Genomic DNA, 23,847 nt, shown 5'->3' with positions numbered 1-23,847 from the left:
CCTGATCAGACCAGATACCGTTCCCGATTCGAAGGCCATCCGTCGAAAGCGCTCGCGTCAACGTGCAGCGAAAATAGCGCTTACCAGTGAACAAAGGGTGCGCGGTCACCCGTGATCTCCTCGACCGTCTTAAGCAGGGTCTGGTTCAGCGCTACGAATGCCCTGTAGTGGTCGCAGCTAGGCGATATCAACGGCCTTGTGAGCGTCCTGTGCAGCCTTGCAGCATCTTCAAGGAAACGTTCGATCTCGGGTTCTGAGAGGCGGGTGGATTTTTTGTGTCTTGTCATGGCGACCTCCATTAACGGGGAATCGCCGCACCGAGGACATTATTCCTAGTCTGCGCTGAGAAGCAAGTTTGTGTGCGCCAGCTACGATTGAGGCAGGCGCTTCTGCTTTGCATGAACTTGGGGAGCCGGCTTCCAAAGAGCCTCGGGCAAGACCAGTCTCTTTGGCGCTGTCACAGGTCCAGAAATTGAGTTGTCCTCAATGATGCAGCAAAGAACCCAAAGATTGGTCTCGACTAGCCCTATCTCATGGGCAACCCGTCTGAGGCTGGCCAAATCACTCTTAAAAGCTGATGGATCGATGGCGTCAATTTTCTTGCTCTTACGCGCTAGTACATATTCTCCGTCGAACTGGCCGGCCGTCCAGGCATGAGCAACGGTGTTTCTGTTTTGCCGGTTAATGTCGTATGCGTCTAACGCGTTGAGGATCAATGCAACACCGTCCGCGTGAAACACACGGTTCGCCAAAAGCGCCTTGATGCGGCTGCAAATAGCGATATCGCCGAGGTCGTAGACGAGTGCCCACGCGTCTTTCTGGTCAATACCGGAGACCTTGCAAAACAGTAGAAAAAGCCAGAACTCACACTGGTTCCATCGAAATGTTATAAGTCCGATGGCGTGTAATCGCTCGGGTGAGAGCGGAGAGTTCTCGGCAATCCAAGGATCTGATTTCATGTCAGCTAGACCGGTGGTGGCTAATTTTACTTGTCGAGGCGGCCTTAACGAGGCGGTGACAACAGACCAGACGTTAGGCACTGTACACCGAAAGGCTTCATCTGCTGCTTGATACTCTCGATTTCAACGGGCGTTGCGTGAGGTGTAATCATAACTTGGTCGATAAACGTGTTTGTCTCGATACTGATATAGACGGCCTCTTCAGAAGCCTGCTTCTCCATCCAAAGGAGTCGCACCTCCTCTTCGAACTTGAAAGCAAGGCGCTTGTGCAACAGCATCGTCGCAGCCATCCGAGTAACTTCTTTCTTTGATCCTTCCGAGACAGATCGCGCCAGATCAACAAGCGTTTGTGCGTCGCGATAGAGCACGCGCCCTAGAAAGGCAGACCCAGCGTTATTCTTGATGAGGCCTTTAGCCGCGTTCACCATCGCGTCCACACGAACGCGGATTCGAACAATCGGCGTTACTTTCTCGGGGCCAAAGCCTGCCATTCGCCAGCGCGGTTCGTCGTGCGCCCCCGTGGTCCAACATGAACCGTACGGTTGAAACTCCGACAAAGGGCCTGGACGATTGAACAGACAATCGCACCACCACTGCTCATAAGGGTCCTGCCACGCTCGGACTGGCGAGAGACGCAGCCTGTTCGTTTCGAAGATCATCCGCGCATAACGCCATTCGAGCATGTGATAAAGGAATGGCTTAGTCAGCGCAGGGTCCCGCATCACTTTGCGGCCGTCTGGCCAGCGTTCGACGCGCGTCCAAGAGATGGGGTGACTCTGGTCGATGATCATAACAGTTCCCCAAGCGCCGGGCGGGCATTCTAGTTAGCTATGGGCCTTCTGTCATTTGGATTGCTCTGCACTCAACAGACTTGGTGATCGGCTACGAGGGTTGGGTTCTGCACTCAACCGGGATTTGGCGCTGCCGGCGTTGGACTGCATTCGCACCGTGTGGTCGGCCGTGCCGTGGCGTGTGCCAATGCACGCGAATGCGCACGGTGGGTCCAGCCTTAGGCTTTCAGGGTTGAGTTCAGATTTCAGATTTAGACAGGGAAGGCGGGAGGTCGGGCGGGAGGTCAGAATCCAGCATTTGTGCGGGTTCGGGAGGTCGGGAGGTCAGTTTCCAGCCTGAGTCCGCCAGTCGGGAAAAATGAGAGGGACGGTTAAACTGCGGGAGTCTATTCTATTTTTTTTTTGGTCAGGGGAATCGGGTTGAAAAGTGACCTCCCGACCTCCCGAACCCTTGGAAATGCTGGATTCTGACCTCCCGCCCGACCTCCCGTTGACCTGACTCAAAAGGATCCCCGATAAGATCACTCGACCGGGATGAATTTCCACCTTGCGCGCTTGGTCGTCGGCTCTGATTTTGCCTTGACGAACCGCATCATCTTTTCTGCCCCTTCCACTTTGAGGCAATACGTCTTCAACGTTGTTCCATTGCTAAGCCATTTTTTGAGCGCCCTTTCCTTATCGGTCGTGAGGGCGGAAATCTTGAAACAGCCAAACTGAGGCTGATCACCTGGACAACCGATGCCGTAGGCGACATCGCCAGTGAAACCGGTTTCCAGAAGCTTTCGCTTCGACGCCTCGTCAAACAACTTCTGCATGAACTCGGGAGCATCATCGGTGCTGTCGCTATCAGTCTGAGAGTCACGGAAGCGTTTCAGATTCGACAGGAACCCCGTACTGCCCGCAGCTTCGAGGATACCGCCCATGACGCGGCAATAGTCTTCAAACGTCGCCATGGAAACGGAACCGGGAGGTTGTCCTTTGGCGAACCAGTTCTGCACGATCGTCAGGCAAGACCATACAAGATCGCCCCGATTTTCGAGCATGTACCTATGAAGCTCGGGCTGCTTGAATTGCTTCGCATCACGGTCTTCGGGATAGGCAACTCCGGCATCCATAAAAATCGGAACGAAACGACGCCGCTCATCCTTGCCGAGTTCCAGCCCGTTGCCGGTGACAATCACCATACATCTAATTTTGAGTTCCAGAATTTCTGATCGACCCAAACGTCTGCCGGAAAAGGCATCACCCGCTGTAATGAACGAAGACAATGATGGCGATGAAATCTTGCCCTTCACATTGTCCAGAAGAAAGATGGGGCGTCCCTCAATCAACACGGAAACGATCCGCTTCTCCATTTCGTCTTCCTGATCTGGAATGACAAAAGGGGACGCACGGCGTCCTGTGCTGATTACGGAAACTGTATCGACAGCATATCCCGACCCTGTACCCTGCGCAGGCTTATCAACCAGATATGCCGGTGTCGCGCCGTTATAGAGACCACGTATGAACGGCTGCAAGATCGCCGCGAGTGCGTTTGCTCGCGAACCTTTGCCGTCATCCTCAATTGGATTTTCCTTGTCATCGACCATCTCTCGACCGAACGCGTCGGAAAACGGAAAATCGTACAACACGTTTCCAAGGAGCAGGTCGAGTGCCTTCGTCATGTCTTCGTCAGTGGGCACATCCCGCACATCCGGCACGACAAGATCGCCTAAATGAATGTAGAGACCTGTTTCATGGTCGTACCCATTTTCCTGCCGAAGGCTTCCGTTTCGAGAGTGCATAGGCGTCCGAACGATCCGGTCCAAAGGAAGCAAGTATGGAAATTCGGCAGCGCCAAAAATGTGACTGCAAACGTCGTCCGGGAGGGATGCTTTTCTAGGCTTTTTCTTATCGTCGTCGCCACCTTCGTCGATGCAGATCGTCGATTCATTCATGGCATTTTTGAATTTTGTGAACGACAGTTCTTCCAGTGTCAGATTTCCGTCCGAACCTTTCTTGAGACGCTTTGGAACACCATCGGTGTCGAAAAGATTTGGTTCCCCTTCGTTGGCGAGCTTCAATCCGGCTTCGACAGCCTGACATTGAACGTCGAAGTCATCGCTCCGGTATATGATCGGCTTTTTTCCGCTTGACTGCTTGCGTTTTTCTTTGGCTTTCTCCCGACGTTTTGTTTTGGCTCCAGCTTCGACCGGCTTCATCACATTATCGAAAGCGGCGGCGGATATCTTGCCAACTCCCTTTTCGGTCAGCTTCCCCCGGACATGCATGGTCAACGAAGCCCTACCGATATCGGCAAGCTCTTCGCAGATCGCTTCGAGCTTCTTCGGCTCTGCCACCTTGCGATAGTCGGCGACAAGAGCATCCATTTGCTCCTTGTCGTCCTTCTCCTCCGCCTCCTTCGCCGCGACCCGATCTCGAATGAACTTGCGGGCGTTCTCAACCTCGGCTGACAGGTACTCGTCGGACACGTAGCGGTCGATTTCCGACTGCGCTCGACCTTGGCCTTTCACCGCCTTCTCAATTGCAGACCGAAGCCATTGCACGATCGGACCAGCTTCCGCGTCCGGTCCCTCGTTCGACGGCGAGAAATAAGAACAGGGGACGCGGTAGATCGGGTCGTGGAATCCAAGCTGGTCCGGACCATCACCGATCAAAGAGAGGAAGAATTCGACGCCGTTACCCTCGGCAACATACGCCTCGCCGTTGCTGTCATAGGCAAGCGTGACGCCTCCCTTCTTGGCGAGCTTGGCAATCGGCCGATCCTCGGGCAGCGCGACTTCAATCTTGTAGAGCGGTCCCAGGTGAAGCCGGGAGAAGTACGTCCCACCTTCCGGGTGCCTTGGGCTGTTCATGAAGCGGGTCACGTCCCGTGCGTTGCGGTCGAGTTCCAAACCGTGCTTTTCGCAGAAAGCGTCCAGAGAGGAGCGCCAGACAGCAGCGGCGCGATTCTCGCGATCTCCGTATTGATCGGGAACGAAAGGCTTCTCGAAAGGCAGTATGACCCGGAGCTTGTGAACTCCCTCGGTCTTCAAATGGTTGTAGGACGAATACGCTCCGAAGGTGGCATTCAATGCCTCAAACCTGCCGAGAATTTCGTCGGTGGTCTGCCCGCCGTCGAAGTCGAACATGAAAGCCCCGTTCTTCTCGACATTGCGCTTCTTGCGACGTGGCTTCCCAGTTTCCTTGTCCTTCGCGAGGTGGCAAGCGGTGATGCCCGGTCCCTTCTTATCGTCACTCACCTTATGTTCGGCGACGTGGCGATAGAGACTGCGAACGTCTGCAAAAACGTTCTCCGCCTTCCAATCCGTCTGACTGTGCAGCTTCGAACCAACAAAGTGGTGTTCCAAAACGCCGGGCACAAACTCGCCCGTGATCTTTGCATCGAAGAACGGCTTCCCGGCAGCAATGGCGTCTTCGATTGAGGTGGTCACTGTGTCGGTATGTGTATCGTCTGCTCTCGACTCAAGCTCATCCTCTCCAGCCGGGAATAGTTTTTCCTCGATTTTATCGACCGTCACAGGCTCGAAGTCCCCACCGGCTACCAGATGCGCGGCATCCTCCTCGTCAAGGCGAAATTCCTCGTCGTCCGGCTCGATCACGTCGAACTCGACAAAGGCGTCGGCCGTTTCGAGCTTCTGCCACTTGCCGACAAGTGTATCCAGCCGAGGGCCCTCCTCACCAGCAACCAGATAGACGAGGTGAAGGTCATCCTTCGGCCCGTGCAGGACATAGGACGGCGACATACGGTCGGCGGCGTCATTGGCGCGCTGCTTGTCGCGAAAGGCCAGCCGGACGCCATAGCGGCCATGGACCGTTTTCTTGAAGAGGGTTTGAAGATCGGTGGCCGAAGCATCGGCCGGGAGGGACTCAGACACAGGACGACTAACTTTCCGAAAGGCGCGCACGGTGGATCACCGCGCTTACGCACGTTGCCAAGGGGTGCCACGTTTTCGGAGAGGTCTTGGAAAGGACTACCGGTTCGAAAACAGGGCGGTTCAAGTCTCGCACGACGCGCTCCGCGTCCGGGAAAAGGTGGCGCGACGGCTCAGGTGGGACCATCCACGTCGCGCCGCTTTCGAAACGGCTTCCTTTTCCGCCCCTCTTCTGCACACAATTCCCGCAAGCCGTCAAGCAAAACGCGGCGGTGGCTCTGTTACAAATATGTAATAATTCTTACTCGCGAAGTATACCTCGCATTCTGCGACGTCGCATGAGATCTAAAACCTTAATCTCAGCCTCACATATACCTTTCACTCTGCCACATGGTACTATGTCGCGCATCGCTGCGATTTATACGACTCGCCAATACGGTTGCCGTCGCGATGCCTATGCCGCCTCTCCCGACCTAAGTATAAAATGACGCGGTCCCCACAATGCACAACCCCCTGTGGGGAATGGGGAATTCCCGTTTGTTTCGTATCTGTTCCGCAGTCCACGATGTAGAATATGCGCAATTGCGATTCGAGGACTTGGCTCCGATGAAGAAACGACATGAAGAGTGGTATAAACTAACCGGCGAAACCAAACCGGTAGCGGCGAACACTTTGGCTCCGCCGATCCGAATGCTGGACCTGCCCGGATTTCAGGAAATGGAAGACAAGCTATGGCTCTACACGCCAACTCGCGGCGTCTTCACACCGGAGTTGGATTCCCGCATCAACGATCTGTCAATGAGAACCTTCGGCATCGTCGAGAACGACACGTTGTTCAATCTGCCGGACGGCTACAGCCAACTTCCTGCGTGGTCGGACGAACGGATTGAAATCGAGGACCTCTTCTACGATCACGAGGACCAGTACGACACGGCCGACGCCACCGACGATGAAGCGGTGGACAGCCTGCTTGTCCTCGGTCTCGACTTCCGAGATGGCAAGGGCCAACCGCTACGATGCACAAAGCTTTTCTGCCGACAGGCGGAAGCGGCTGCTAAGGGTATTTTGGGCAAGATGCCTGACCGCACTGTCGCAGGTTTGGAGTCGTGGACCAAGAAGCTGGAGCGGGAGGCGAGAGAACATATGAACAAGAAGCGGACAGGGTGACGACACGACGCCATGGTTGACGAATCCGAACTGCCCGACTCGGTGATAGAGCGCGTCTCGATGATGGAAAGCATCCTAATCGAGAGCGCCACCGGCGGCTCCAGCCAGACAGATGTCTACGAGCACCTACGTCGGGAGTTGGTTGCCGACGACACGCTAAAGGCCTTATTGCCGACCTTTGTCAGGACGCATCGTAACCTGTCATCGTTCTGGGGCTGGATCAAATACGAGGCTGGTACCTATGCGGAGCGCCGGGTCATCATCGGCGCGGGTTTCACGCCGATCATGGATCATCTGGAAGGCAAGGGGAAAGCACCCGGCGACAAACTGGTCTCGGATGCGCTGGAGACCTTTGATGCCGAGGGTGTCCACGTAGTCTGGAACAAAGCCCTGTCGCGGCGGTCCAGTGACCCGGAAGGTGCTATCACGGTCGCGCGCACGTTGCTGGAGACCGTATGCAAGCGCATCCTCGACGAATGTGCGATCTCGTACACGGACAAGGAAGACTTGCCGAAGCTCTATTCGATGGCAGCGAAGGCGCTAAACCTCGCACCGGACCAGCACACCGAAGAGCCAATCAAGGCGATTCTTGGCGGAGCCATGAACCTCGTCAATGGCATCGGTACGCTCCGCAACCGGCTGTCCGACTCCCATGGTCGCGGCGGGCGTCTACCGGTGAAGCCGTCGCCGCGCCACGCTAGTCTGGCGGTTAACACGGCCGGTGCCGTGGCAACGTTCCTCGTCGAGACCTACGTCGAGAAACATGCAACTCCAAATGCAGCGTGAGACCAATGCCCTTTACGATCTCCAGCAGATTCATCGGCGACTTCAAGCTCGGCGACAACATCGTGTTCAATCTGAAAGTCTTGAAAGCCTTGTATGACTACCGGGCAGTAGGTAATCCACAGCAACGCGTCTACCTTCTTAAGCCGATGATCATCACGAACGTGTCAATCATCGACGCCGTTCTGCATGACTTCTATTTCAGGGTGAGAAACCACACGCGCGAGGGGGTCGCAAATCTGGCCGAGGCCATCATCGCAAAATTGCAGGGGATGGTAAGGATCGACAAGCTCGAACTGTACATCGCGCAGGCGCAAACCAATGATCTCTTCGGAGAGCCCGGCGAATTCTATGAACAGCTTCACGACCTCCGAAAGCTCAGAAATCGGGTCCACATCCAGAACGAAAAGCGGCACTTCGATCCTGACGATCGCCACGCGTTCAGCGAGGCTCGACTACTCCAATCCGAGCAGGCTTTGGAAAAAGTCCTATCGACGATGGCAGCAAAGCACTCTCGGAAACATGACCATGTTGAAGACTTTGAACTGCCGTGGGACAGGCATTTCGCCTGACACCATCTCGTTTACCGTGCGAGGTTATCGGCTCTCAAAATGCGACATCGGCCCTTGCAACCCGGGTACAAGGTCGGGTACAGTTTCCACGAGTTGAGAAGAAATTCTGCAATAGAATCAATGCATGTGGTGCCCAGTACGTCCAGTCCTCTTCTGGGCACCAAATTCCCGTTTCGAGCCGATTGATGCGGTTTCAGAGACCCAAGAAAAAGCCCGGTTTGCCGGGCTTTTTCTTGATCCAATGCTCTAGGCTGCCCTACCGTCAGCCATGGCATCCACAAGATATCTAACAATTATCCGTCGGGGTTAGGCAGCGATCCGTCGTTGCGACAGCGCAGCAGCGGAAGGATTTGGCCCGAGATCACCCTGGTGATCTTCTGTTGCTTGGCGTTGGTTACGACATTCATGCACGCACATCCGTAGCCGTGACCCGAACCAGGCACATTGGTCTCGACGAATTGTCGCTCGTCAAAGGCCGGCACGTTGTCGATGCCTTTGGGATCCGGGCGGCCCTGCATCTGGATCCACCAATCCCCGTCACTGTCGGTCAGGACGAGGTTGCCGGGTGTCGGGCTGGAGTACCAGCCACAACGGCGCTCGGCATAGGCGGCGGCAGACAAGGACATGATGGCCAGGCAGAAACAGATTGCGAACACTGGGCGCATGAGAATCTTCACCTCCCTTGAGCAAAGCAGGTAATGCCGCCGATAATCTGCGTTGACGCCGGTCACGAGGCGGCATGATTTTGTAAGCCTTATGGCCTCAACTTCGTGTCCACATTTTCTTCGATCAATCCGCAATGAAGCGTCACAGGCTTCCTTTGGGCATCGCTTAGTGGACCGTCGATGAAATCGCAGTTGAGCAGATTGTCCGGACTGCTCTTGCGCGCCGACGCAACGTTGACGTTGACCTTGGCCGGCCCGGCAAGCCAGTCGAGACGCTTCGCGTCGACCTTTGCGCCGCTGACGTGGGCGTGGCCCGCTGTACCCGGTATCTCCACCTCTTCGTCCTGCGGCGTGAGATCGATCTGGCCGATTTCGTTTACGCGCTTCGCGGCGCTCCGCTTCGGGTCGCCGTAATAGGAGGCGAAGACAACGATCCCCTCCTTTTCAGCCGCGAGCTTGGCAGCTGCCTTTTTGGAAAGCGTGACGTTGACGTCGAAGCTCATGTCAGCCTGGGCTGTTGCCGGCACGACACATGCCAACAGTACAGATGCCGCAATCGTCATTGCGAGTGACGATTTATAGGGTTTCACGATCCGCCTCCTTCAAGTCTCTCACGCAATGATGATGCCCCTCGCATCCTTTCATGTCTGGCGGCGGCGTCACGCTCGCCGCCGGCTTCATCGTGATCCGATCAGCTGTGGCATGTGTCAGTTCGCGGCCGGAACAGGGCAGCTCATGTCGCCTTCCTGGCATTTCAGATAGCCTTCGAAACCTTTGACACGGGATTGTGTCAGGCCGTCCATGCACTGCGCGATGAGCATTGGCATCATGCTTCCTCCGGCCGCGCCTGCGGTCTGGAAACTGCACTCCGCGTCGCGAAACTTGCCCCAATCCCGCTGTGCCTGAACAAAAAGCTTCTTGGTATCCGTATCGTCCTTCAGGCGGGTTTCGATCTGCTTGTAAAGCTCATTGAGCTTCTTGTCGGATTTCTGGAACTCGGCACCGAAGCACTGGTTCATGGTGGCCTGATCCTTGGCCTCGGCGCACTTGTCCTTGGCAAGGGCGAATGTCGGCGCAGCCAGAACCACGGCAGCAGTCAGTATCGCTATTTTCATCGATTTCCCTTTCCCGTTGCAGTCAAGCTCTTAAGTTGCTCAGCCCCGCCCTATGTTCTCTTCAGCTATCCGTCATTGCCACGGTCGGCCGTGCCCATGGCCTGATTATCTGGTTTTCATTGGATCAGCTTTGCCACCTTCGGCGACCGTGACGCTGCCGACCTTTCCTGAGCCGGTCAGTCTGCCGCCCTCTTTGACCGTGACTTTGCCGGAGACCTCCCCGTCAAGGACAAGCAGTCCCGAGACGGAAACGTCACCGGTCAAAGAGCCGGTCACGTGCAACTCCGCTCCCGCCGCCACTTCGGTCATGCCCGAATATTTGTTCTTTCCGCTCAGCGTCAGCTTGCCACCGGCGACAACGAGGCCGCCGCTGTCGCCGGCGTCATCATAGTTCGCGATGGTTCCATCAAATTGCCCGTCGGCTTCTGTCAGGATCAGTCTGCCCGCACCCAGATAGACCTCGCCTTTACCGGTAAGGGTGCGAATGGCCGTATCGTTCATGGAGTGCGCCACTCCCCAGGGCTTCAGGTGGTTTCCTTTCTGGTCGAGGTTGAGCACACCGTCGACCATGACGCGCGATGAATGCTCGATGCTGGCCGGACCGGCCAGGGTAAGATACCCATCGGCCGCGATATGGGTTGTGCCGGTATAAGTATTGGCCCCGGTCATGCGCACGTCCGCGTCCTTCTCGATCGTGAAGTCGCCGGCGCCGGAGACGATGCCGGCCAGTCCGAGCCATCCGTTGCTTCCAGCATCGCTGGTCGCGCGACTCAACTGCACTTGATCCTTGGCAGCCGCGTCTGTCGTAAAGTTAGCAGCGCTGACAAAATAGGGTGAATATGCGGTCGTCCTGTTTTCCAGATCATTCATTATGGAATTGGACTCGAAGAATGGCAGACCGAGAATGAGACCGCCGACTTTCATCTCATCGCTTTGGCGGAGAATGTCGACATCATCATATTCGCGGTTATTTATACCATCATCGAATCCAAAAAACTTGAAGTCGACTATCTCATCACCGAATTCAGCAATATTAAATCCTCTCAACTGAAGCTTACTCAAACTAGATTCTGTTGTAATATAAATAAAGCTTGTCGTTCCTGTATCCAATAAAACAGGTCCACTGAAATCAACCGATTGCTTCTTTCCCTTATGATCAAAGGAAATTTTATAACGGTAAGACCCTTCGTACTGACTGGATGCATTCGCGCCTGATCGCGGGAATCGTCTCTGGAGGAATTCGTAATCCAGTTCGCCCCACGGTATCAGGGCCGTAAACTGGGATCTCAGACTGGGGGACAAATTCAGCGTCAGGCAGGGAGCGCAGCCCGGTGTCGTCCTCTTTCCAAGATTTGCATTGGCGGAGACCACATAGCCGCTTTGCGTCTGACTGCCAGGAGCGGCGGTCTGGTCCCCCTTATCGATAAAATCGCCGGCTCCAAAGACGCCGTAAAACGGCGCCTCGTTACCGGGTTCGCCATTCTTCATGCTCTTGCGCGCATCAAGATCCGCATAAACCGGCGTATCGCCATGGTGGCCCACGGGCTTTTGCGTCACATTCGCATCCTCGAAGTCGCCGAAATCCTTGGTGAAGACGTAATCCACCACCCGACCTACGCTAAAGCCGCCGTCAAAGGTTGCGGCAGGCTCCGAGGGATCATCTGGATCGTAATAGGACAGGCTGTCGACCCGGGCCTGTTGTACCCAACCTCCATAGGTGCCGTTTCCATAGGGGTACATTTCGGGCTTGCTGCCGCGCACCGGCTCTACGCCAGGGACACTCGAATCGATCTCAGCGTTGAACTCATCCGACCCGGTGTCGAATTCGAACAGACGAGGCTTGGCACCATTGATGCCCAACGCAATCCCGAGTTTGTGGTAGATGACTTCATCGCTGCCGGTTCCGAGGTGCCCAACAACATGTTGCAATGGAATGGGTATCGGGTCGGCAGCCTGGGCAAGGCCGGTCTGGCCGTTCTCCTCGGCCACGGCAGATACGGCATGTGATGTGTTCGCTGCCGGAACGGGGCAGCTCGCATCGCCTTCCCTGCATTCCAGGTAACCCTCGAAATCTTTGACACGGGATTGCGTCAGGCCGTCCATGCACTCCGCGATGAGCGTTGGAATTGCGCTTTCTCCGGCCGCTCCTGCGGTCTGGAAACTGCACTCTGCGTCGCGAAATTTAACCCAATCCCGCTGTGCTTGAACGAGAAGCGTCCTGATATCCGCGTCGTCGTTCAGGCGGGCTTCGATCTGCTTGTAAAGCTCGTTGAGCTTCTTGTCGGATTTCCTGGACGCGGCATCGGCGCACTCGTTCGGGGCGGACTGATCCTTGGCGGCGTCGTTGCACTTGTCCTGGGCAAATGCGAAAGCCGGCATGGCCAGAACGATGGCAGCGGTCAGCATCGCGGTTTTCATCGATGTCCTCGGTCTAGAACTGCCGGCACGGTCGCCGCTAGTTGGCATCGTCATCGTCCGATCCGTCAGCGTCGTTACTGTCATCCGACGCATCGTCATTACTGTCGGTGCTGTTTTCGTCTTCACCATCTGTCGACAGGTCGTCATCGTCATTCTGATCGCTGGAATCGTCCAGATCATCGGAATCATTGTTGTCAGTGCTGTCATCCGACGCATCGTCATCCGTGCTATCGTCGTCGGTGTCGGTGCTGTTCTTGTCATCATCACCGTCTGTTGAGTTTTCATCGTCGTTCTGATCGCTCGAATCGTCCTGATCGGAACTGTTGTCGTCGGTACCGTCGGCCGGGTTATTGTCGTCAGTGTCGGTGCTGGTATCGTCGTCGTCAGCATCGGGAGAAGACACATTTGCGTCCGGATTGGCGTCGCCAGGCTGCGAGTCGTCCTCGCGATAGCTCGTGTCATTGAGGCCCGTCTCCATCTCGTCGTCATACTCATCGACGATCTGCGTCCACTCCTCTCGATTGTCGACGCTCGTCCATTGCGAGATATTGTTGACCGAGATGTTGGTGTTGAAGTTGTTGACGGTGATGTTGGTGTTGACCTCGACGACATCTGCGACTTCTGTCCCGCGATTCACGCCAAACAGGAAACTGGTGGCACTCGCGGCAAGGGCGGCCCAAACGAGTCTGTCGACATCAAGCGGCGTCGAAATCGGTTGATGCCGCACTGTGGCAAGCACGTCACCCGGTCGGATGCCTTGCCGCGCGGCAACGCCATGGGGTGCAACAGCCAGGACATATACCCCGCGAAGCTTGGGCGGGATCTGGTAGCGGTGCCGAGAGGCGTGGTTGATGGGTATCAAAACCGCGTTAAGAGCCCGGGAGACGTAGGGTTTCGGCAGATCATATTTGCTGGCATGCGCAATATTGATCGTTTGCGGGACGGTTACGCTTACGACGGCCGTCATTTTCACTGACGTTGCCAATGCACGGGCGAACTGCACGATCAGTCTGGATTTTCGAAGACTTTGCATTTTGCACATCCTGCAGCTGATGATTGGAGTCGATCTCAGAGCCCCGGCGCCCCGGAGCGCTCACCAATCATTCTCCCCCTGCACCAACGGTCAGCGGCAATTTCCAGCGATCATCACCGTCGTTCCGTAACTTCCTCGGCAAAACACTTTGCCAGGTCTTGCGGCGCTCCGAGCTTCTTCGCCCAGGATACCAGTTCAGGTTTTTCCGACGGCTCGGCATAGCCGCCCCACACGTCGCGAAACTGCTTCTTTCCGTCGACTGTCTGGAAGAACATCACGCCGTCGTCGCTCACCGGCGTGGAGACGTAGGCGGCGCTCCAGCTGCCGCTCTCCATGATCGAGAAGAACTTTGCCTGAGCGGGCTTGAACTTATTGGTCATCGCCGAGACGACGAGAGGGGCATATTCCTGCTTGCGCGCCTTCGTCACTTCGACCTTTATACCGTCACAGGCGTTATTCGCAGCGAAAGCGGACGTCAGCGCCATTCCCAACCCCGCAAGGCCGACCATGACGATTTTGACACGTCGACGGATGAGACCGTTCAATTCAGACATGAGTGGCTATCCTCTTCGTTGTTCGCTGCAGGGGCCATTAATCGGAATCGTCGTCGTCTGATGAACTGTCATCGTCCGGTGTATCGACCTCGCAGCCGATGCCGCGGCAGCCTTGGTAGTCGCCTTGCGTGTCGAAGTTCGGATTGCCTTCTCTGTCGTACTGCGGCCTGTCGTCGATGCTTTGATCCCTGTCATCAGGATCGTCGACTTTACATCCGAGCCCATGGCAGCCGATGTAACGGCCCCTGGTATCGAAATTGGGATTGCCGTTCCTGTCGAACTGCGGCCGGTCGTCTATCTTCCGGCTCCCGTTATAGGACCGATCAACCAGGCAGCCCTTTCCGCGACAACCATCGTAGTCGTCGGTGGTACAACCGACGATCGCCATCAAAGCAGTGGCCAACGCCGCACAGATTACGAGTTTCATGATTCATTCCTCCGACTGGCTGGCGGCGGACATCGTCCATATCGGAAGGCCATTGCAGGCGGCGATCCCCGCTTTTGCCGCGAAGGCTGGCGCCAATCGGAGGAGGGCAAAGCTTCGCCGGCCATCAAACGAGAGCCAGGCTGTGGGCGATGCATTCGACGACTTAGCCGACGGTTGCCGCAATCTCTTACGTGGGAGGGAACGCTCCCAGCGGGGGCCGCCGCATTAGCGAGTGTCAATATTCCTCTCCATGCTTAGTGCCCCGTCCGCCCAAGCATGTTTCAACGATCCGCTGACGCGGCTGTGCTTCCAAGAAATGCATCCGAGTCAGCCTATGACAAGGACAAATCCCAATATCGCAGGATTGAATTTTGCAAATGCTTAATAATTCGGAATCAGCACGGGCTATCTTAGCAGATACTGAAATGTGATCAGCAGCAATATTCTGGAATGCTTCCTTAGTTTTGGTCTCATTAAGCCGAGTTAGTACAAGTAATATTCTATGTTGTTGTGAATTTTGCGCCAGCTCTACAAAAAAGGTGCGACGATACCACATCTTATACGATCGCCCTAATTGCGATCTATTGTGGTATTTTTTCGAACCCAGCCAACCGTCGCGAGGGCAGAAAGAAACGCGCCCCTTTGCCCGACTTTTCAACGCTGCGGCGTGCCAAATAGGGGCACAGTGGGGCGCCGCGGCCGCGTTGTGAGCATCTTCCCAGTCGGATTGTCATCGGGTAGCGTGCAGGGGCGGCACGTGAAGGCGCTCTCTTTGGCGAACGCACTGCCGCAGCTTCAGCAGTTGCCCGTCAGAAGATGGGTCCGGTGCTTGCCGCGACAGATTGTTCCCGTCCCGGTTCATTTCAGCACCGAAGCGAGGGGGAAGAGATGCACAACCGATTTCGGCAGTGCCTGCGGAAAGTGTCGCTGGCGGCATTGACGATGCTGGCGCTAAACATCCCGGTCCACGCGGCTGATCTCGTCATTGCAATGCCGAACTGGCCGTCGGGCCAGGCGACGGCAAATATCCTCAAGGTCAGCCTGAAGGAAAATTTCGGGCTCGATGCCGACGTGCGCGAGATTGGGACGCTTATTGCCTTTGCCGGTCTCAATTCTGGTGAGGTGGATATTCATCCCGAAATCTGGCTGCCCAATCTGGACAATCTGGTGAAGAAGTATGTGGACGGGGCCGGCACGGTGGCCATCAGCCCCATTGGAGTGCCGGCCTGGCAAGGCATTTGCGCGACGCGTGAAGCAGCCGACAAATTTGGAATTCACGATGTTTCGGATCTCAGCGATACGAAGAAAACGGCCGCGTTGGATACCGATGGCGACGGACGCGGCGAACTGTGGATCGGCGCTGAGGGTTGGTCCTCGACCGCTATCGAGCGCGTCCGCGCCAACAGCTATGGCTATGCCAAGACAATGACCTTGCTGGAGACGCCGGAGGATGCCGGAATGGCGGCTGTCGATGCCGCCGTCGCCACGGATCATCCGATGGTGTTTGCCTGCTACGCGCCGCACTACGTCTTTGAGCTGCACGACATTGTCCGCCTTACCGAGCCGCCCTTCGACCCGGCAAAGTGGAAGATCGTGCTGCCGTCAGAAGATCCGCTCTGGGTCTCGAAGTCCAGCGCGCCGGTATCATGGGATACCGCACATTTCCATATCGCCTACGCCACCTCGCTGCGCAATAAATATCCGAAGGTGGTGGCGTTCCTGGAACGGGTCGACCTGAGGCCCGAGGAAATCACCAAGATGAGTTATGCGCTCCAGGTAGAGCGTCAGGATCCTTACGAATACGCCAAACAATGGGTTGCCGCACAAGGCGCACGGGTGCACGGGTGGGCAAATCCATGAGCGGAAATCCTATGTTCGCGGAACGCGGCACCGTCCGGCGGCGCTCCCTCACGGCAGTCGTCGCCGCGGCGTTCGGTCTTGTCGCGGTGGCGGCGCTGGCTGCGGGAACACAGGTTTTCGACCCGAAAAGCCACAAATGGGTGGACTACGATCGCACCAAGGCGCGCAAATACCTATGCCGCGCATAATGAGGTGCCCGAGGCATTTCGTCCGCAGATGGTCAAATTCCGCACCGCGGAAGTGCCAGGCACGATCATCATCGATGGCAACCAGCACTTCCTCTATCTTGTGCAGCCGGATCAGCGGGCCATGCGCTACGGCATCGGCGTGGGCCGGGAAGGGTTTGGATGGGCCGGCATCGTGCGCGTCGGCCGCATGGCGGAGTGGCCGACCTGGACACCTCCGGCCGAAATGGTCGCTCGCGATCCGAAGGCGGTGAAATACGCCGGAGGCATGGAGGGAGGGCCCGACAACCCGCTCGGCGCAAGGGCGCTCTATCTCTATGAGCGCGACCAGGACACGATTTACCGGATACACGGCACCCCGGAGCCTTGGACTATCGGGCTCGACGTGTCATCGGGGTGCATCCGTATGAGGAACGACGACATCGTCGATCTCGCGTCCCGCGTCAAGGTTGGAGCCAAGGTTATCGTTCTCATGCAGGGGGCGGCACTTTACAAGGGTGTGTGAAGCGGCATTCGGAGAGGGACAAGCAATGTCGGCAAAAGATGCAGTGAGAACTTCGATCCTGGTGACGGCAATCGGATTCCTGGCTGGAGCCGTTAGCGCTTGCGTCAGCGCGCCGCCGCCGCCTCCTCAGGACCAGATGTCCAGGACCAAGGTCGAGACTGCCCCGGCGGACCTTCAACTGCTTTGCGCCAATGCGGTCGCCAAGGCAAGCGATGTCGACAGCACGAAGATACTTCCGGTTTCATCGAGCAAGCTCGATTCCAAGACCTATCAGGTCGAACTCGATGCCAGTGGCAAGAAGACAAGCTGCCTCGTGGATACCGACGGCAACGTCAAATCGGTTGAGCCCGTCTGATCCGCTCTGGTCGACGAATTCGCAACCAACCTGACGATGCGCCCTGGCTGCAGACATGACGATGTTTGGGGCGGCCAGCCGCGATGAGCGGTTTGGAGAGCCTGGCAAACCGCGCGCCTGCCTCACCGCAGCCCGATCCGCTTAGCGCCTTGCCGGAACAGGGCCTCGGCGGCCGGCTCGAAGCGGAAGGTGCCGATGAAATCATCGGCGCAGTAATTCGGCAGCGTCTTGCGCAGCGCGGCGGCGAAACTTCGTGCCTCGTCCAGCCGCCCCGCCAGAGCAAGGCAATGCGCAGCAATCGCCAGGATGATGGCGTGGGCGTTGGGACGCGCGGCTGCCTTCAGCGCCCATTCGGCGGCTTCGTCGAACTGGCCGAGCCGGACATGCGACATCGCCCTGGCGCCCAACATACCGAACAGCAGCGGATCGAAGGGGCTCAGATGCCTGGAATGGTCGGATGAGCCGATCGCAGCCTGCGGGTCGCCGGACTGCGAATGGACGAAAGATAACGCATAGTGGCCGAGCGCGAAATTCGGGCTGAGGTCTACGGCGCGTTCCAGCTCGATGAGGGAGCCGTCCTGCTCGCCGCGCAGCCACAGCGCCCGCCCCATGGCCCAGTGAGCGGCCGGATTGTGATCGTCGACGAGCAGGCTCTGGCCGGCTGCCTCGAAGGCCAGGGCGCTTTCGTGATCGCGGTCGCCCCAGCGCTGGAAGGCATTTTGCCAATGGGTGAAGGAGAGGCCGGCATAGGCGCGGGCGAACGTCGGATCGAGCTTCAAGGCTATGTCGAAGAAATGCCGGGCCTGCTCGTTTTCCGCGCGGGTGAAGCGATACATGTGCCAGAGACCGCGGTGGTAGGCTTCCCAGGCGTTGAGCGAATTGGGCGCCTTCAACATGGCGCGGTTGCGCTCGACCGTCTCGATCTCGGCCGAGATCGACGAGACGATGCTGTTGCCGATGTCGTCGAGCACGGCAAAGATGTCGTTCGGCTTGCGCTCGAACGTCTCGGCCCAGACGATCCTGGCCGTGCGCACTTCGACCAGCTCGACCGCGACGGTGACGCGGCCGGCCTGGCTGCGTACCGTGCCGGTGGCGACATAATCGACATTGAGCCGACGGCCGGCATCCTCCGGCCCAATGTTTTTTTCGGCGAGCGCAAACACCGAACCGCGCGCGATGACGAAGAAATCCCTGAGCTTGGCCAGGCGGGTGATGATATCGTGGGTCAGGCCATCGGCGATGCCTCCGCGTGGGCCGCCGTCAGCCGTCTCTTCGGCAAACGGCATCACCGCAAGCGAAGCCTTCTGCGATGCAGCAGTGTCGGAATTGGGAAGCACAATTGACGCGTGAGGGGCCGCGGGTACGAGTGACGGTCGCGCCCAGAGCGTAGCGGCAGGTCGTTCGTTGCGGATCGTGCGCCATGCCTCACGAACGGGTCCGAAATCCAGATCCTCCGAAGCAAACAGCTGCGCTGCGGAAGCGAGATGTTCCTCGCAGGCGTCAAACTGGCCGCGCTGCGCCAGCCCTTTCAGAAGAGCCACATGCGCGCGCCCGTCGAACGGAGCGAGTTCCAGCCATTTGTCCAGATGCGAAGACAATCTGTCGGCATCCACCGGAAGCTTGTTGACGAGATGTTCCAGGATTGCGGCGTGCCAAGAGCCGAAGCGGCGGCGCTGGGCGATCAGCCAGCTGTTGAAATGCGGGCTGCGGTCGATCTCCAGCCCATCGAGAAAGTCGCCGGCGAACATTCCGGAAAGAGCCTGCAGCCGCTCTAGACCGAGCGTCTCAACGCCCTTGGCGGCGGCCGAGGCTATGTCGACAGCGTCGACGGAAGCACCTCTCAGATCAAGCGCGATCGTGTCGCCTGGTGTCTCGACCCTGCGATGATGCGGTTCATCGAGGATGCCTCTAAGCTTGCTCAGGCACCAGCGAAGCTCGCCGCGCGGGTCGTTCGGCACATCCCACAAAAGCTCGCAGAGGCGGCTGCGGCCGACCGGATGCGGCGCCAGCGCCAGATAGGCGAGCAGCGCACACAGCTTGCGCGATTTTGGGAGCTGGATGATGATGCCGTTGCGTGCGATCGTCAGCGGTCCGAGCAGACGCACGGAAAAGCCGGCCACCTCGCCGTGGAGGCTCGATCGGGCGGATTCCACGAGCGTTTCCACGCCTGCTCCCACGCTGGCCAGTCGGCCTTTGTTTTATCACCAAACGCGACACGGTGCATCCGGCAACGAATTCCCGCTCCGGATGCTGGCATTGCCGGAGGCAAATGTAGCGCGGCAAGGTCTCGAAACCTCGCCGCCCAAGCCACCGGTCTGTAACCGGCCCGTGACGACAAGAGACAACGACAAGGCGAGGAGATCGACATGTTGCATCAACAGAAAATCAGAACCACCGCCGGGCGCGGCCGTCTGTTCGACAGCATTCTCGACACGGTCGGCGATACGCCGGTGATCCGCATCAATAATCTCGGACCGGACCATGCCACGATCTATGTGAAGGCCGAGTTCTTCAATCCCGCCGCCTCGGTGAAGGACCGGCTGGCGCTCAACATCATCGAGGAAGGCGAGCTCAGCGGCGCTCTAAAGCCTGGCCAGACCGTGGTCGAGGCGACCAGCGGCAACACCGGCATCGGCCTTGCCATGGTCTGCGCCCAGAAGGGCTATCCGCTGGTGGTGACGATGGCCGACAGTTTTTCCATCGAACGCCGCAAGCTGATGCGCATGCTGGGCGCCAAGGTGGTGCTGACGCCGCGCGCCCAGAAGGGTTTCGGCATGTACAAGAAGGCGGTGGAGCTCGCCGAAGCCAATGGCTGGTTCCTGGCCCGCCAGTTCGAAACCAAGGCCAACGCCGCCATTCACGAAGCGACGACGGCGCGCGAGATCATCAACGATTTCGCCGGCTCGCGGCTCGACTGCTTCGTCACCGGCTACGGCACGGGCGGCACCGTCGCCGGCGTCGGACGCGTGCTGCGCCGCGAGCGGCCGGAGACCCGGATCGTGCTCGCCGAACCGGCCAATGCGCAGCTTATCGGCAGCGGCAAGCCGCAGCAGCGCGGCACCGGCGGCGCGCCTGCCGCCAGCCATCCGGCGTTCGAGCCGCATCCGATCCAGGGCTGGACGCCCGACTTCATTCCGGACGTGCTGCAGGAGGCGATAGACGCAAGCCTCTATGACGAGGTGGTGCCGATTGCCGGGCCCGAGGGCATGAAATGGGCCAAGGCGCTGGCGCAGAAGGAAGGGATTTTCACCGGCATCTCCGGCGGAGCGACCTTCGCGGTGGCGCGGCAGATCGCGGAAAAGGCGGCGCCCGGCTCGGTGATCCTGTGCATGCTGCCCGATACTGGCGAACGCTACATGACGACACCGCTGTTCGACGGCATCGAGGCGGAGATGGACGCCGAGGAGACTGCGCTTTCGCAGTCGACGCCCGGCTGCCAGTTTCCGGCGTGACGGCGGCATATCGGGAGCGACCTGCATGGACACGCCGTCTGGATTGCCCGCCACGACCGCCGAGGAAACGCTTGACCCCTCGGACTGGGGAGATGTGCAGGTCCTGTCGCATCGGGTCGTCGACGATGCCGTCGCCTACCTGCGCGATGTCAGAGAGCGGCCGGTGTGGCAGGAGATGCCTGGAGATGTGAGGGAGTTCTTCACCGCGTCCCTGCCGCAATCGCCAACGCCGCTGGCCGATGTCTATGGCGACGTTGTCAAGAAGCTGATGGCCTATCCAATGGGCAATATCCATCCGCGCTTCTGGGCCTGGTACATGGGGTCGAGCAATTTCACCGGGGCGCTCGGTGATTTCCTGGCGGCGATCCAGGGCTCCAACCTCGGCGGCGGCAACCACGCCGCCGCCTTGATGGACGGCCAGGTCGTCGATTGGCTGAAGCAGATGCTGGGCTTTCCGCAATCGGCCAGCGGCACGCTGGTCAGCGGCGGCTCGATGGCCAACATCATCGGGCTGACCGTGGCGCGCAACGCCAAGGCCGGCATCGACATACGCGAGCACGGCGTTGCCGGCATCGACAAGCCGCTGCGTTTCTACGGCTCCGACCAGCTTCACTCCTGTCACCGCAAGGCGATGGAAGTGCTCGGCCTCGGCAACCGGGCGCTGCGTCGCATCCCGAGCGATGCCGGGCTGCGGATCGACATCGTTGCGTTGCGGGCGGCGATCGCCGAGGACCGCAACGCCGGCTTCAAGCCGGCCTGCGTAATCGGTACGGCCGGCACGGTGAACACCGGCGCAATCGACGATCTGCAAGCGCTGGCTGACCTGGCGGCAAAAGAGGATCTGTGGTTTCACGTCGATGGCTGCATCGGTGCCTTGCTTGCGATTGCGCCGGACAATTCGCATCGCGTTGCCGGCATCGAGCACGCCCACTCGATCGCGCTCGATCCGCATAAATGGCTGCACGCGCCATTCGAGGTCGGCTGCGCGCTGATCCGGGATGCCTCCGTGCATCGCGGCACGTTCGCGGTGACGCCGGAATATCTGGAATCGACGCCGCGCGGCCTGGCCTCCGGCCAATGGCTGCACGATTACGGCCTGCAGACGACGCGCGGCTTTCGCGCTCTGAAGGTGTGGATGGCGTTGCGAGAGCACGGCATCGAAAAGTTCGGCCGGCTGATCGACCAGAACATCGCGCAAGGGCATTATCTCGGCGCGCTGATCGCGGCCGAACCGGCACTCGAACTGGTAGCGCCGGTGAGCATCAACATCGTCTGCTTTCGCTACCGCGCGGACGGACTGGGCGGGGAGCGCCTGAAAGCGCTCAATACCGAGATCATGCTGAGGCTGCAGGAAGAAGGCATCGCCGCCATTTCCGACACGACGGTGCATGGCCAGCATTGCCTCAGGGTGGCGATCAACAACCACCGCACCCGGCGCGACGATCTGGACCTGCTGGTGCGGGAGACGGTGCGGCTTGGACTGGAGATTTCAAGGCCTGGCGTGGCTCTTCCTTCTCCCCTTGTGGGAGAAGGTGGACGCGAAGCGGCCGGATGAGGGGTGTTCCAGCTTGATACTGACGGCACTCCGTCCGCACCCCTCAACCGTCTTGGCGCTGCGCGCCAATCCACCTTCTCCCACAAGGGGCTAGCGTGCGCACACATCTGCTTCGGAGAGGTGTCAAGGGAGTTTTGGTCGGGTAGCAGGTTTGGCTTGCGGGATTGGAATCATGTGTGATTCTGTAGCTGCCATTGTTGATTCGGGAGGTTTCGACGGTGGCACCGCTACTTGGATACTTCGGCGACCTGCGCCTGCAAAAAAGGGGAGCATGGTGCTGGATCGCATGTGCACGCGCGTCAGCGTGGGCCTGCGCAGGCTGGCCGATACGCGCGCGGAACAAGTTGCGTTCACGCGGCTGTTTCGCAATCCCCAGGTGACGGTGCAGGAGATCGTGCGCACGGCAGCGGCGCGAACGGGCGAGGCGGCGGCCGGCCGCCATGTGCTGATCATCGAGGACAGCAGCGAGATCAACTATGAGGCCAAGGCCTCGCGCAAGCGCGGCCTCGGGCGTGTCGGCAACGGCAAGGATGTCGGGCTGTTCGTCCACCCGGCGCTGGCCGTGGATGCCGCCGACGGTTCCGTGCTGGGGCTTGCGGCTGCCACGATCTGGCGGCGCCGGGGGCAGAAGGCGCACGACTACCAAGCCCTGCCGATCGAAGCCAAGGAAAGCTACAAATGGATCGCCACCGCCAAGGCGGCCCGCCAGGCGCTGACCGACACGCCGCTGGCTACCGTGATCGGCGACCGCGAGGCCGACATCTACGAAGTACTGGCAAGGCTGCCTGACGAGCGCACGCATGTGCTCATCCGCGCCGTGCGCGACCGGGCTCTGGGTGAGCAGGGCGGCCGTCTGTTCGGCGAGATCGCCAAAACGCCGGAAGCCGGCCGGATCGCCTTCGAGCTGCAGGCGCGTCCCGGCCGACTGACGCGCAAGGTGCAACTGGCCGTCCGCTTCGCCGAGGTCGCCTTGCGCCAGCCGCACCTTGGTGCCGACCGCCGCGATCCGCGCGAGATCACGCTCAACATCGTCGAAGTGCGCGAGATCGATCCGCCTTCGCCCAAGGAGGCGGTGATCTGGCGACTGTTGACCACTCACACGGTCAAAACGCTCGCCGACGCTTGCCGCATGGTCGATCTCTACCGGTTGCGCTGGACCGTCGAACAGCTGTTCCGAACCGTGAAGTCGCAGGCCATCGATCTGGAGGAAAGCCTGCTTGCCGATGGTGAGGCACTCGAACGGCTGGCCGCGACCGCGCTGATCGTCGCCGTCAGGGTCATGCAACTCGTGCACGGGCGCGATGCCGCCGGCCGCACCTTCAAGGCCGCTCGCCTCTTCAGCCCCGCCGAGATCACCGTGCTGGAGGCGCTGATTGCCAGACTCGAAGGCAAAACCCAAAAGCAGAACAACCCGCATCCGCAACACACGCTCGCCTGGACCGCCTGGTGCATCGCCCGGCTCGGCGGATGGAACGGCTACGCAAAGGAGCGGCCGCCAGGCCCCGTCACCTTCTCCAATGGGCTAAAACGCTTCCACGCCATCGCCGAGGGCTTCGCTCTTGCAAATCCAAACTAA

At 58.7% G+C, this 23,847-nt stretch carries 19 protein-coding genes and 1 pseudogene; 9 read left to right on the top strand and 11 right to left on the bottom strand.

Annotated elements, in window-relative coordinates:
* Window positions 1-368 precede the first annotated feature (368 nt).
* From NKJ23_RS30260 to NKJ23_RS30250, 3 genes are all read right to left on the bottom strand, one after another.
* Window positions 369-959 (bottom strand): hypothetical protein, encoded by a 591-nt coding sequence (locus NKJ23_RS30260; protein ID WP_352684308.1) that lies wholly within the window; start codon window positions 957-959, stop codon window positions 369-371.
* 44 nt (window positions 960-1,003) lie between these two features.
* Window positions 1,004-1,750 carry a hypothetical protein gene (locus NKJ23_RS30255; RefSeq protein WP_352684306.1) on the bottom strand — a complete coding sequence of 249 codons (747 nt, stop codon included), beginning with the start codon at window positions 1,748-1,750 and terminating at the stop codon, window positions 1,004-1,006.
* Between the two features lie 521 nt (window positions 1,751-2,271).
* Complete coding sequence (locus NKJ23_RS30250) at window positions 2,272-5,628, bottom strand: hypothetical protein (RefSeq protein ID WP_352684304.1); 3,357 nt, start codon at window positions 5,626-5,628, stop codon at window positions 2,272-2,274.
* Window positions 5,629-6,231: 603 nt separating this feature from the next.
* Here NKJ23_RS30250 and NKJ23_RS30245 point away from each other — a divergent pair.
* The 3 genes from NKJ23_RS30245 to NKJ23_RS30235 are packed head-to-tail and all read left to right on the top strand — an operon-like array spanning window position 6,232 to window position 8,147.
* Window positions 6,232-6,792, top strand: coding sequence for a hypothetical protein (locus NKJ23_RS30245; protein WP_352684302.1), 561 nt, complete (start codon window positions 6,232-6,234; stop codon window positions 6,790-6,792).
* A gap of 12 nt (window positions 6,793-6,804) precedes the next feature.
* The gene (locus NKJ23_RS30240) at window positions 6,805-7,578 is read left to right on the top strand and encodes an abortive infection family protein (protein ID WP_352684299.1); all 774 of its coding nucleotides are present in this window, start codon (window positions 6,805-6,807) and stop codon (window positions 7,576-7,578) included.
* 5 nt (window positions 7,579-7,583) lie between these two features.
* The gene (locus tag NKJ23_RS30235; RefSeq protein ID WP_352684297.1) at window positions 7,584-8,147 is read left to right on the top strand and encodes a hypothetical protein; all 564 of its coding nucleotides are present in this window, start codon (window positions 7,584-7,586) and stop codon (window positions 8,145-8,147) included.
* 293 nt (window positions 8,148-8,440) lie between these two features.
* Here the strand turns inward: NKJ23_RS30235 and NKJ23_RS30230 are convergent, their stop codons facing one another.
* The 7 genes from NKJ23_RS30230 to NKJ23_RS30200 all read right to left on the bottom strand — a co-directional run bounded on the left by NKJ23_RS30230 (window position 8,441) and on the right by NKJ23_RS30200 (window position 14,359).
* Window positions 8,441-8,878: a DUF4087 domain-containing protein gene (locus NKJ23_RS30230; protein ID WP_352684295.1), complete on the bottom strand. Its 438-nt coding sequence runs from the start codon at window positions 8,876-8,878 to the stop codon at window positions 8,441-8,443.
* A gap of 23 nt (window positions 8,879-8,901) precedes the next feature.
* Window positions 8,902-9,315 (bottom strand): hypothetical protein, encoded by a 414-nt coding sequence (locus NKJ23_RS30225; RefSeq protein WP_352684293.1) that lies wholly within the window; start codon window positions 9,313-9,315, stop codon window positions 8,902-8,904.
* A 204-nt stretch (window positions 9,316-9,519) separates the two neighbouring features.
* Window positions 9,520-9,927: a lysozyme inhibitor LprI family protein gene (locus NKJ23_RS30220; protein ID WP_352684292.1), complete on the bottom strand. Its 408-nt coding sequence runs from the start codon at window positions 9,925-9,927 to the stop codon at window positions 9,520-9,522.
* Between the two features lie 105 nt (window positions 9,928-10,032).
* Complete coding sequence (locus tag NKJ23_RS30215) at window positions 10,033-12,345, bottom strand: lysozyme inhibitor LprI family protein (RefSeq protein WP_352684290.1); 2,313 nt, start codon at window positions 12,343-12,345, stop codon at window positions 10,033-10,035.
* Window positions 12,346-12,382: 37 nt separating this feature from the next.
* Window positions 12,383-13,378, bottom strand: a complete 996-nt coding sequence (locus tag NKJ23_RS30210; protein WP_352684288.1) for a PDZ domain-containing protein — start codon at window positions 13,376-13,378, stop codon at window positions 12,383-12,385.
* A gap of 113 nt (window positions 13,379-13,491) precedes the next feature.
* A complete protein-coding gene (locus NKJ23_RS30205) occupies window positions 13,492-13,932 on the bottom strand; it encodes a hypothetical protein (RefSeq protein WP_031212356.1) in 441 nt (146 codons plus the stop codon).
* A 37-nt stretch (window positions 13,933-13,969) separates the two neighbouring features.
* Window positions 13,970-14,359 (bottom strand): hypothetical protein, encoded by a 390-nt coding sequence (locus tag NKJ23_RS30200; protein WP_352683974.1) that lies wholly within the window; start codon window positions 14,357-14,359, stop codon window positions 13,970-13,972.
* 888 nt (window positions 14,360-15,247) lie between these two features.
* On the opposite strand from NKJ23_RS30200, the gene NKJ23_RS30195 reads away from it, so the two are divergent.
* The 3 genes and pseudogenes from NKJ23_RS30195 to NKJ23_RS30185 all read left to right on the top strand — a co-directional run bounded on the left by NKJ23_RS30195 (window position 15,248) and on the right by NKJ23_RS30185 (window position 17,264).
* Complete coding sequence (locus tag NKJ23_RS30195; RefSeq protein WP_352636101.1) at window positions 15,248-16,219, top strand: ABC transporter substrate-binding protein; 972 nt, start codon at window positions 15,248-15,250, stop codon at window positions 16,217-16,219.
* A gap of 11 nt (window positions 16,220-16,230) precedes the next feature.
* Window positions 16,231-16,909: pseudogene (locus tag NKJ23_RS30190) on the top strand (L,D-transpeptidase).
* 25 nt (window positions 16,910-16,934) lie between these two features.
* On the top strand, window positions 16,935-17,264 hold the full coding sequence (locus NKJ23_RS30185) for a hypothetical protein (protein WP_352636097.1): 330 nt from the start codon (window positions 16,935-16,937) through the stop codon (window positions 17,262-17,264).
* A 122-nt stretch (window positions 17,265-17,386) separates the two neighbouring features.
* Here the strand turns inward: NKJ23_RS30185 and NKJ23_RS30180 are convergent, their stop codons facing one another.
* Window positions 17,387-19,429 (bottom strand): transcriptional regulator, encoded by a 2,043-nt coding sequence (locus NKJ23_RS30180; protein ID WP_352684287.1) that lies wholly within the window; start codon window positions 19,427-19,429, stop codon window positions 17,387-17,389.
* A gap of 201 nt (window positions 19,430-19,630) precedes the next feature.
* Between NKJ23_RS30180 and NKJ23_RS30175 the strand changes: the two genes are divergently transcribed.
* The 3 genes from NKJ23_RS30175 (at window position 19,631) to NKJ23_RS30165 (ending at window position 23,847) form a co-directional block, all read left to right on the top strand.
* Window positions 19,631-20,716, top strand: a complete 1,086-nt coding sequence (locus NKJ23_RS30175) for a PLP-dependent cysteine synthase family protein (protein WP_023678947.1) — start codon at window positions 19,631-19,633, stop codon at window positions 20,714-20,716.
* Window positions 20,717-20,741: 25 nt separating this feature from the next.
* Window positions 20,742-22,271: a pyridoxal phosphate-dependent decarboxylase family protein gene (locus NKJ23_RS30170; protein ID WP_352684285.1), complete on the top strand. Its 1,530-nt coding sequence runs from the start codon at window positions 20,742-20,744 to the stop codon at window positions 22,269-22,271.
* A 271-nt stretch (window positions 22,272-22,542) separates the two neighbouring features.
* A complete protein-coding gene (locus NKJ23_RS30165; RefSeq protein WP_352684283.1) occupies window positions 22,543-23,847 on the top strand; it encodes an IS4 family transposase in 1,305 nt (434 codons plus the stop codon).

The sequence above is a fragment of the Mesorhizobium sp. M0184 genome (assembly GCF_040322215.1).
GTDB lineage: Bacteria > Pseudomonadota > Alphaproteobacteria > Rhizobiales > Rhizobiaceae > Mesorhizobium.
Note: the sequence above shows the minus strand (reverse complement) of the source record. Positions and strands in the feature narration are given on the sequence as shown.

Bases quoted from the DNA above. Each gene is read 5' to 3' on its own strand.
- NKJ23_RS30255 (WP_352684306.1), bottom strand. From the start codon at position 1,750: ATGATCATCGACCAGAGTCACCCCATCTCTTGGACGCGCGTCGAACGC.
- NKJ23_RS30170 (WP_352684285.1), top strand. From the start codon at position 20,742: ATGGACACGCCGTCTGGATTGCCCGCCACGACCGCCGAGGAAACGCTT.
- NKJ23_RS30195 (WP_352636101.1), top strand. From the start codon at position 15,248: ATGCACAACCGATTTCGGCAGTGCCTGCGGAAAGTGTCGCTGGCGGCA.
- NKJ23_RS30240 (WP_352684299.1), top strand. From the start codon at position 6,805: ATGGTTGACGAATCCGAACTGCCCGACTCGGTGATAGAGCGCGTCTCG.
- NKJ23_RS30185 (WP_352636097.1), top strand. From the start codon at position 16,935: ATGTCGGCAAAAGATGCAGTGAGAACTTCGATCCTGGTGACGGCAATC.
- NKJ23_RS30175 (WP_023678947.1), top strand. From the start codon at position 19,631: ATGTTGCATCAACAGAAAATCAGAACCACCGCCGGGCGCGGCCGTCTG.
- NKJ23_RS30235 (WP_352684297.1), top strand. From the start codon at position 7,584: ATGCCCTTTACGATCTCCAGCAGATTCATCGGCGACTTCAAGCTCGGC.
- NKJ23_RS30260 (WP_352684308.1), bottom strand. From the start codon at position 959: ATGAAATCAGATCCTTGGATTGCCGAGAACTCTCCGCTCTCACCCGAG.
- NKJ23_RS30215 (WP_352684290.1), bottom strand. From the start codon at position 12,345: ATGAAAACCGCGATGCTGACCGCTGCCATCGTTCTGGCCATGCCGGCT.
- NKJ23_RS30200 (WP_352683974.1), bottom strand. From the start codon at position 14,359: ATGAAACTCGTAATCTGTGCGGCGTTGGCCACTGCTTTGATGGCGATC.
- NKJ23_RS30220 (WP_352684292.1), bottom strand. From the start codon at position 9,927: ATGAAAATAGCGATACTGACTGCTGCCGTGGTTCTGGCTGCGCCGACA.
- NKJ23_RS30225 (WP_352684293.1), bottom strand. From the start codon at position 9,315: ATGAGCTTCGACGTCAACGTCACGCTTTCCAAAAAGGCAGCTGCCAAG.
- NKJ23_RS30245 (WP_352684302.1), top strand. From the start codon at position 6,232: ATGAAGAAACGACATGAAGAGTGGTATAAACTAACCGGCGAAACCAAA.
- NKJ23_RS30210 (WP_352684288.1), bottom strand. From the start codon at position 13,378: ATGCAAAGTCTTCGAAAATCCAGACTGATCGTGCAGTTCGCCCGTGCA.
- NKJ23_RS30205 (WP_031212356.1), bottom strand. From the start codon at position 13,932: ATGTCTGAATTGAACGGTCTCATCCGTCGACGTGTCAAAATCGTCATG.
- NKJ23_RS30165 (WP_352684283.1), top strand. From the start codon at position 22,543: ATGGTGCTGGATCGCATGTGCACGCGCGTCAGCGTGGGCCTGCGCAGG.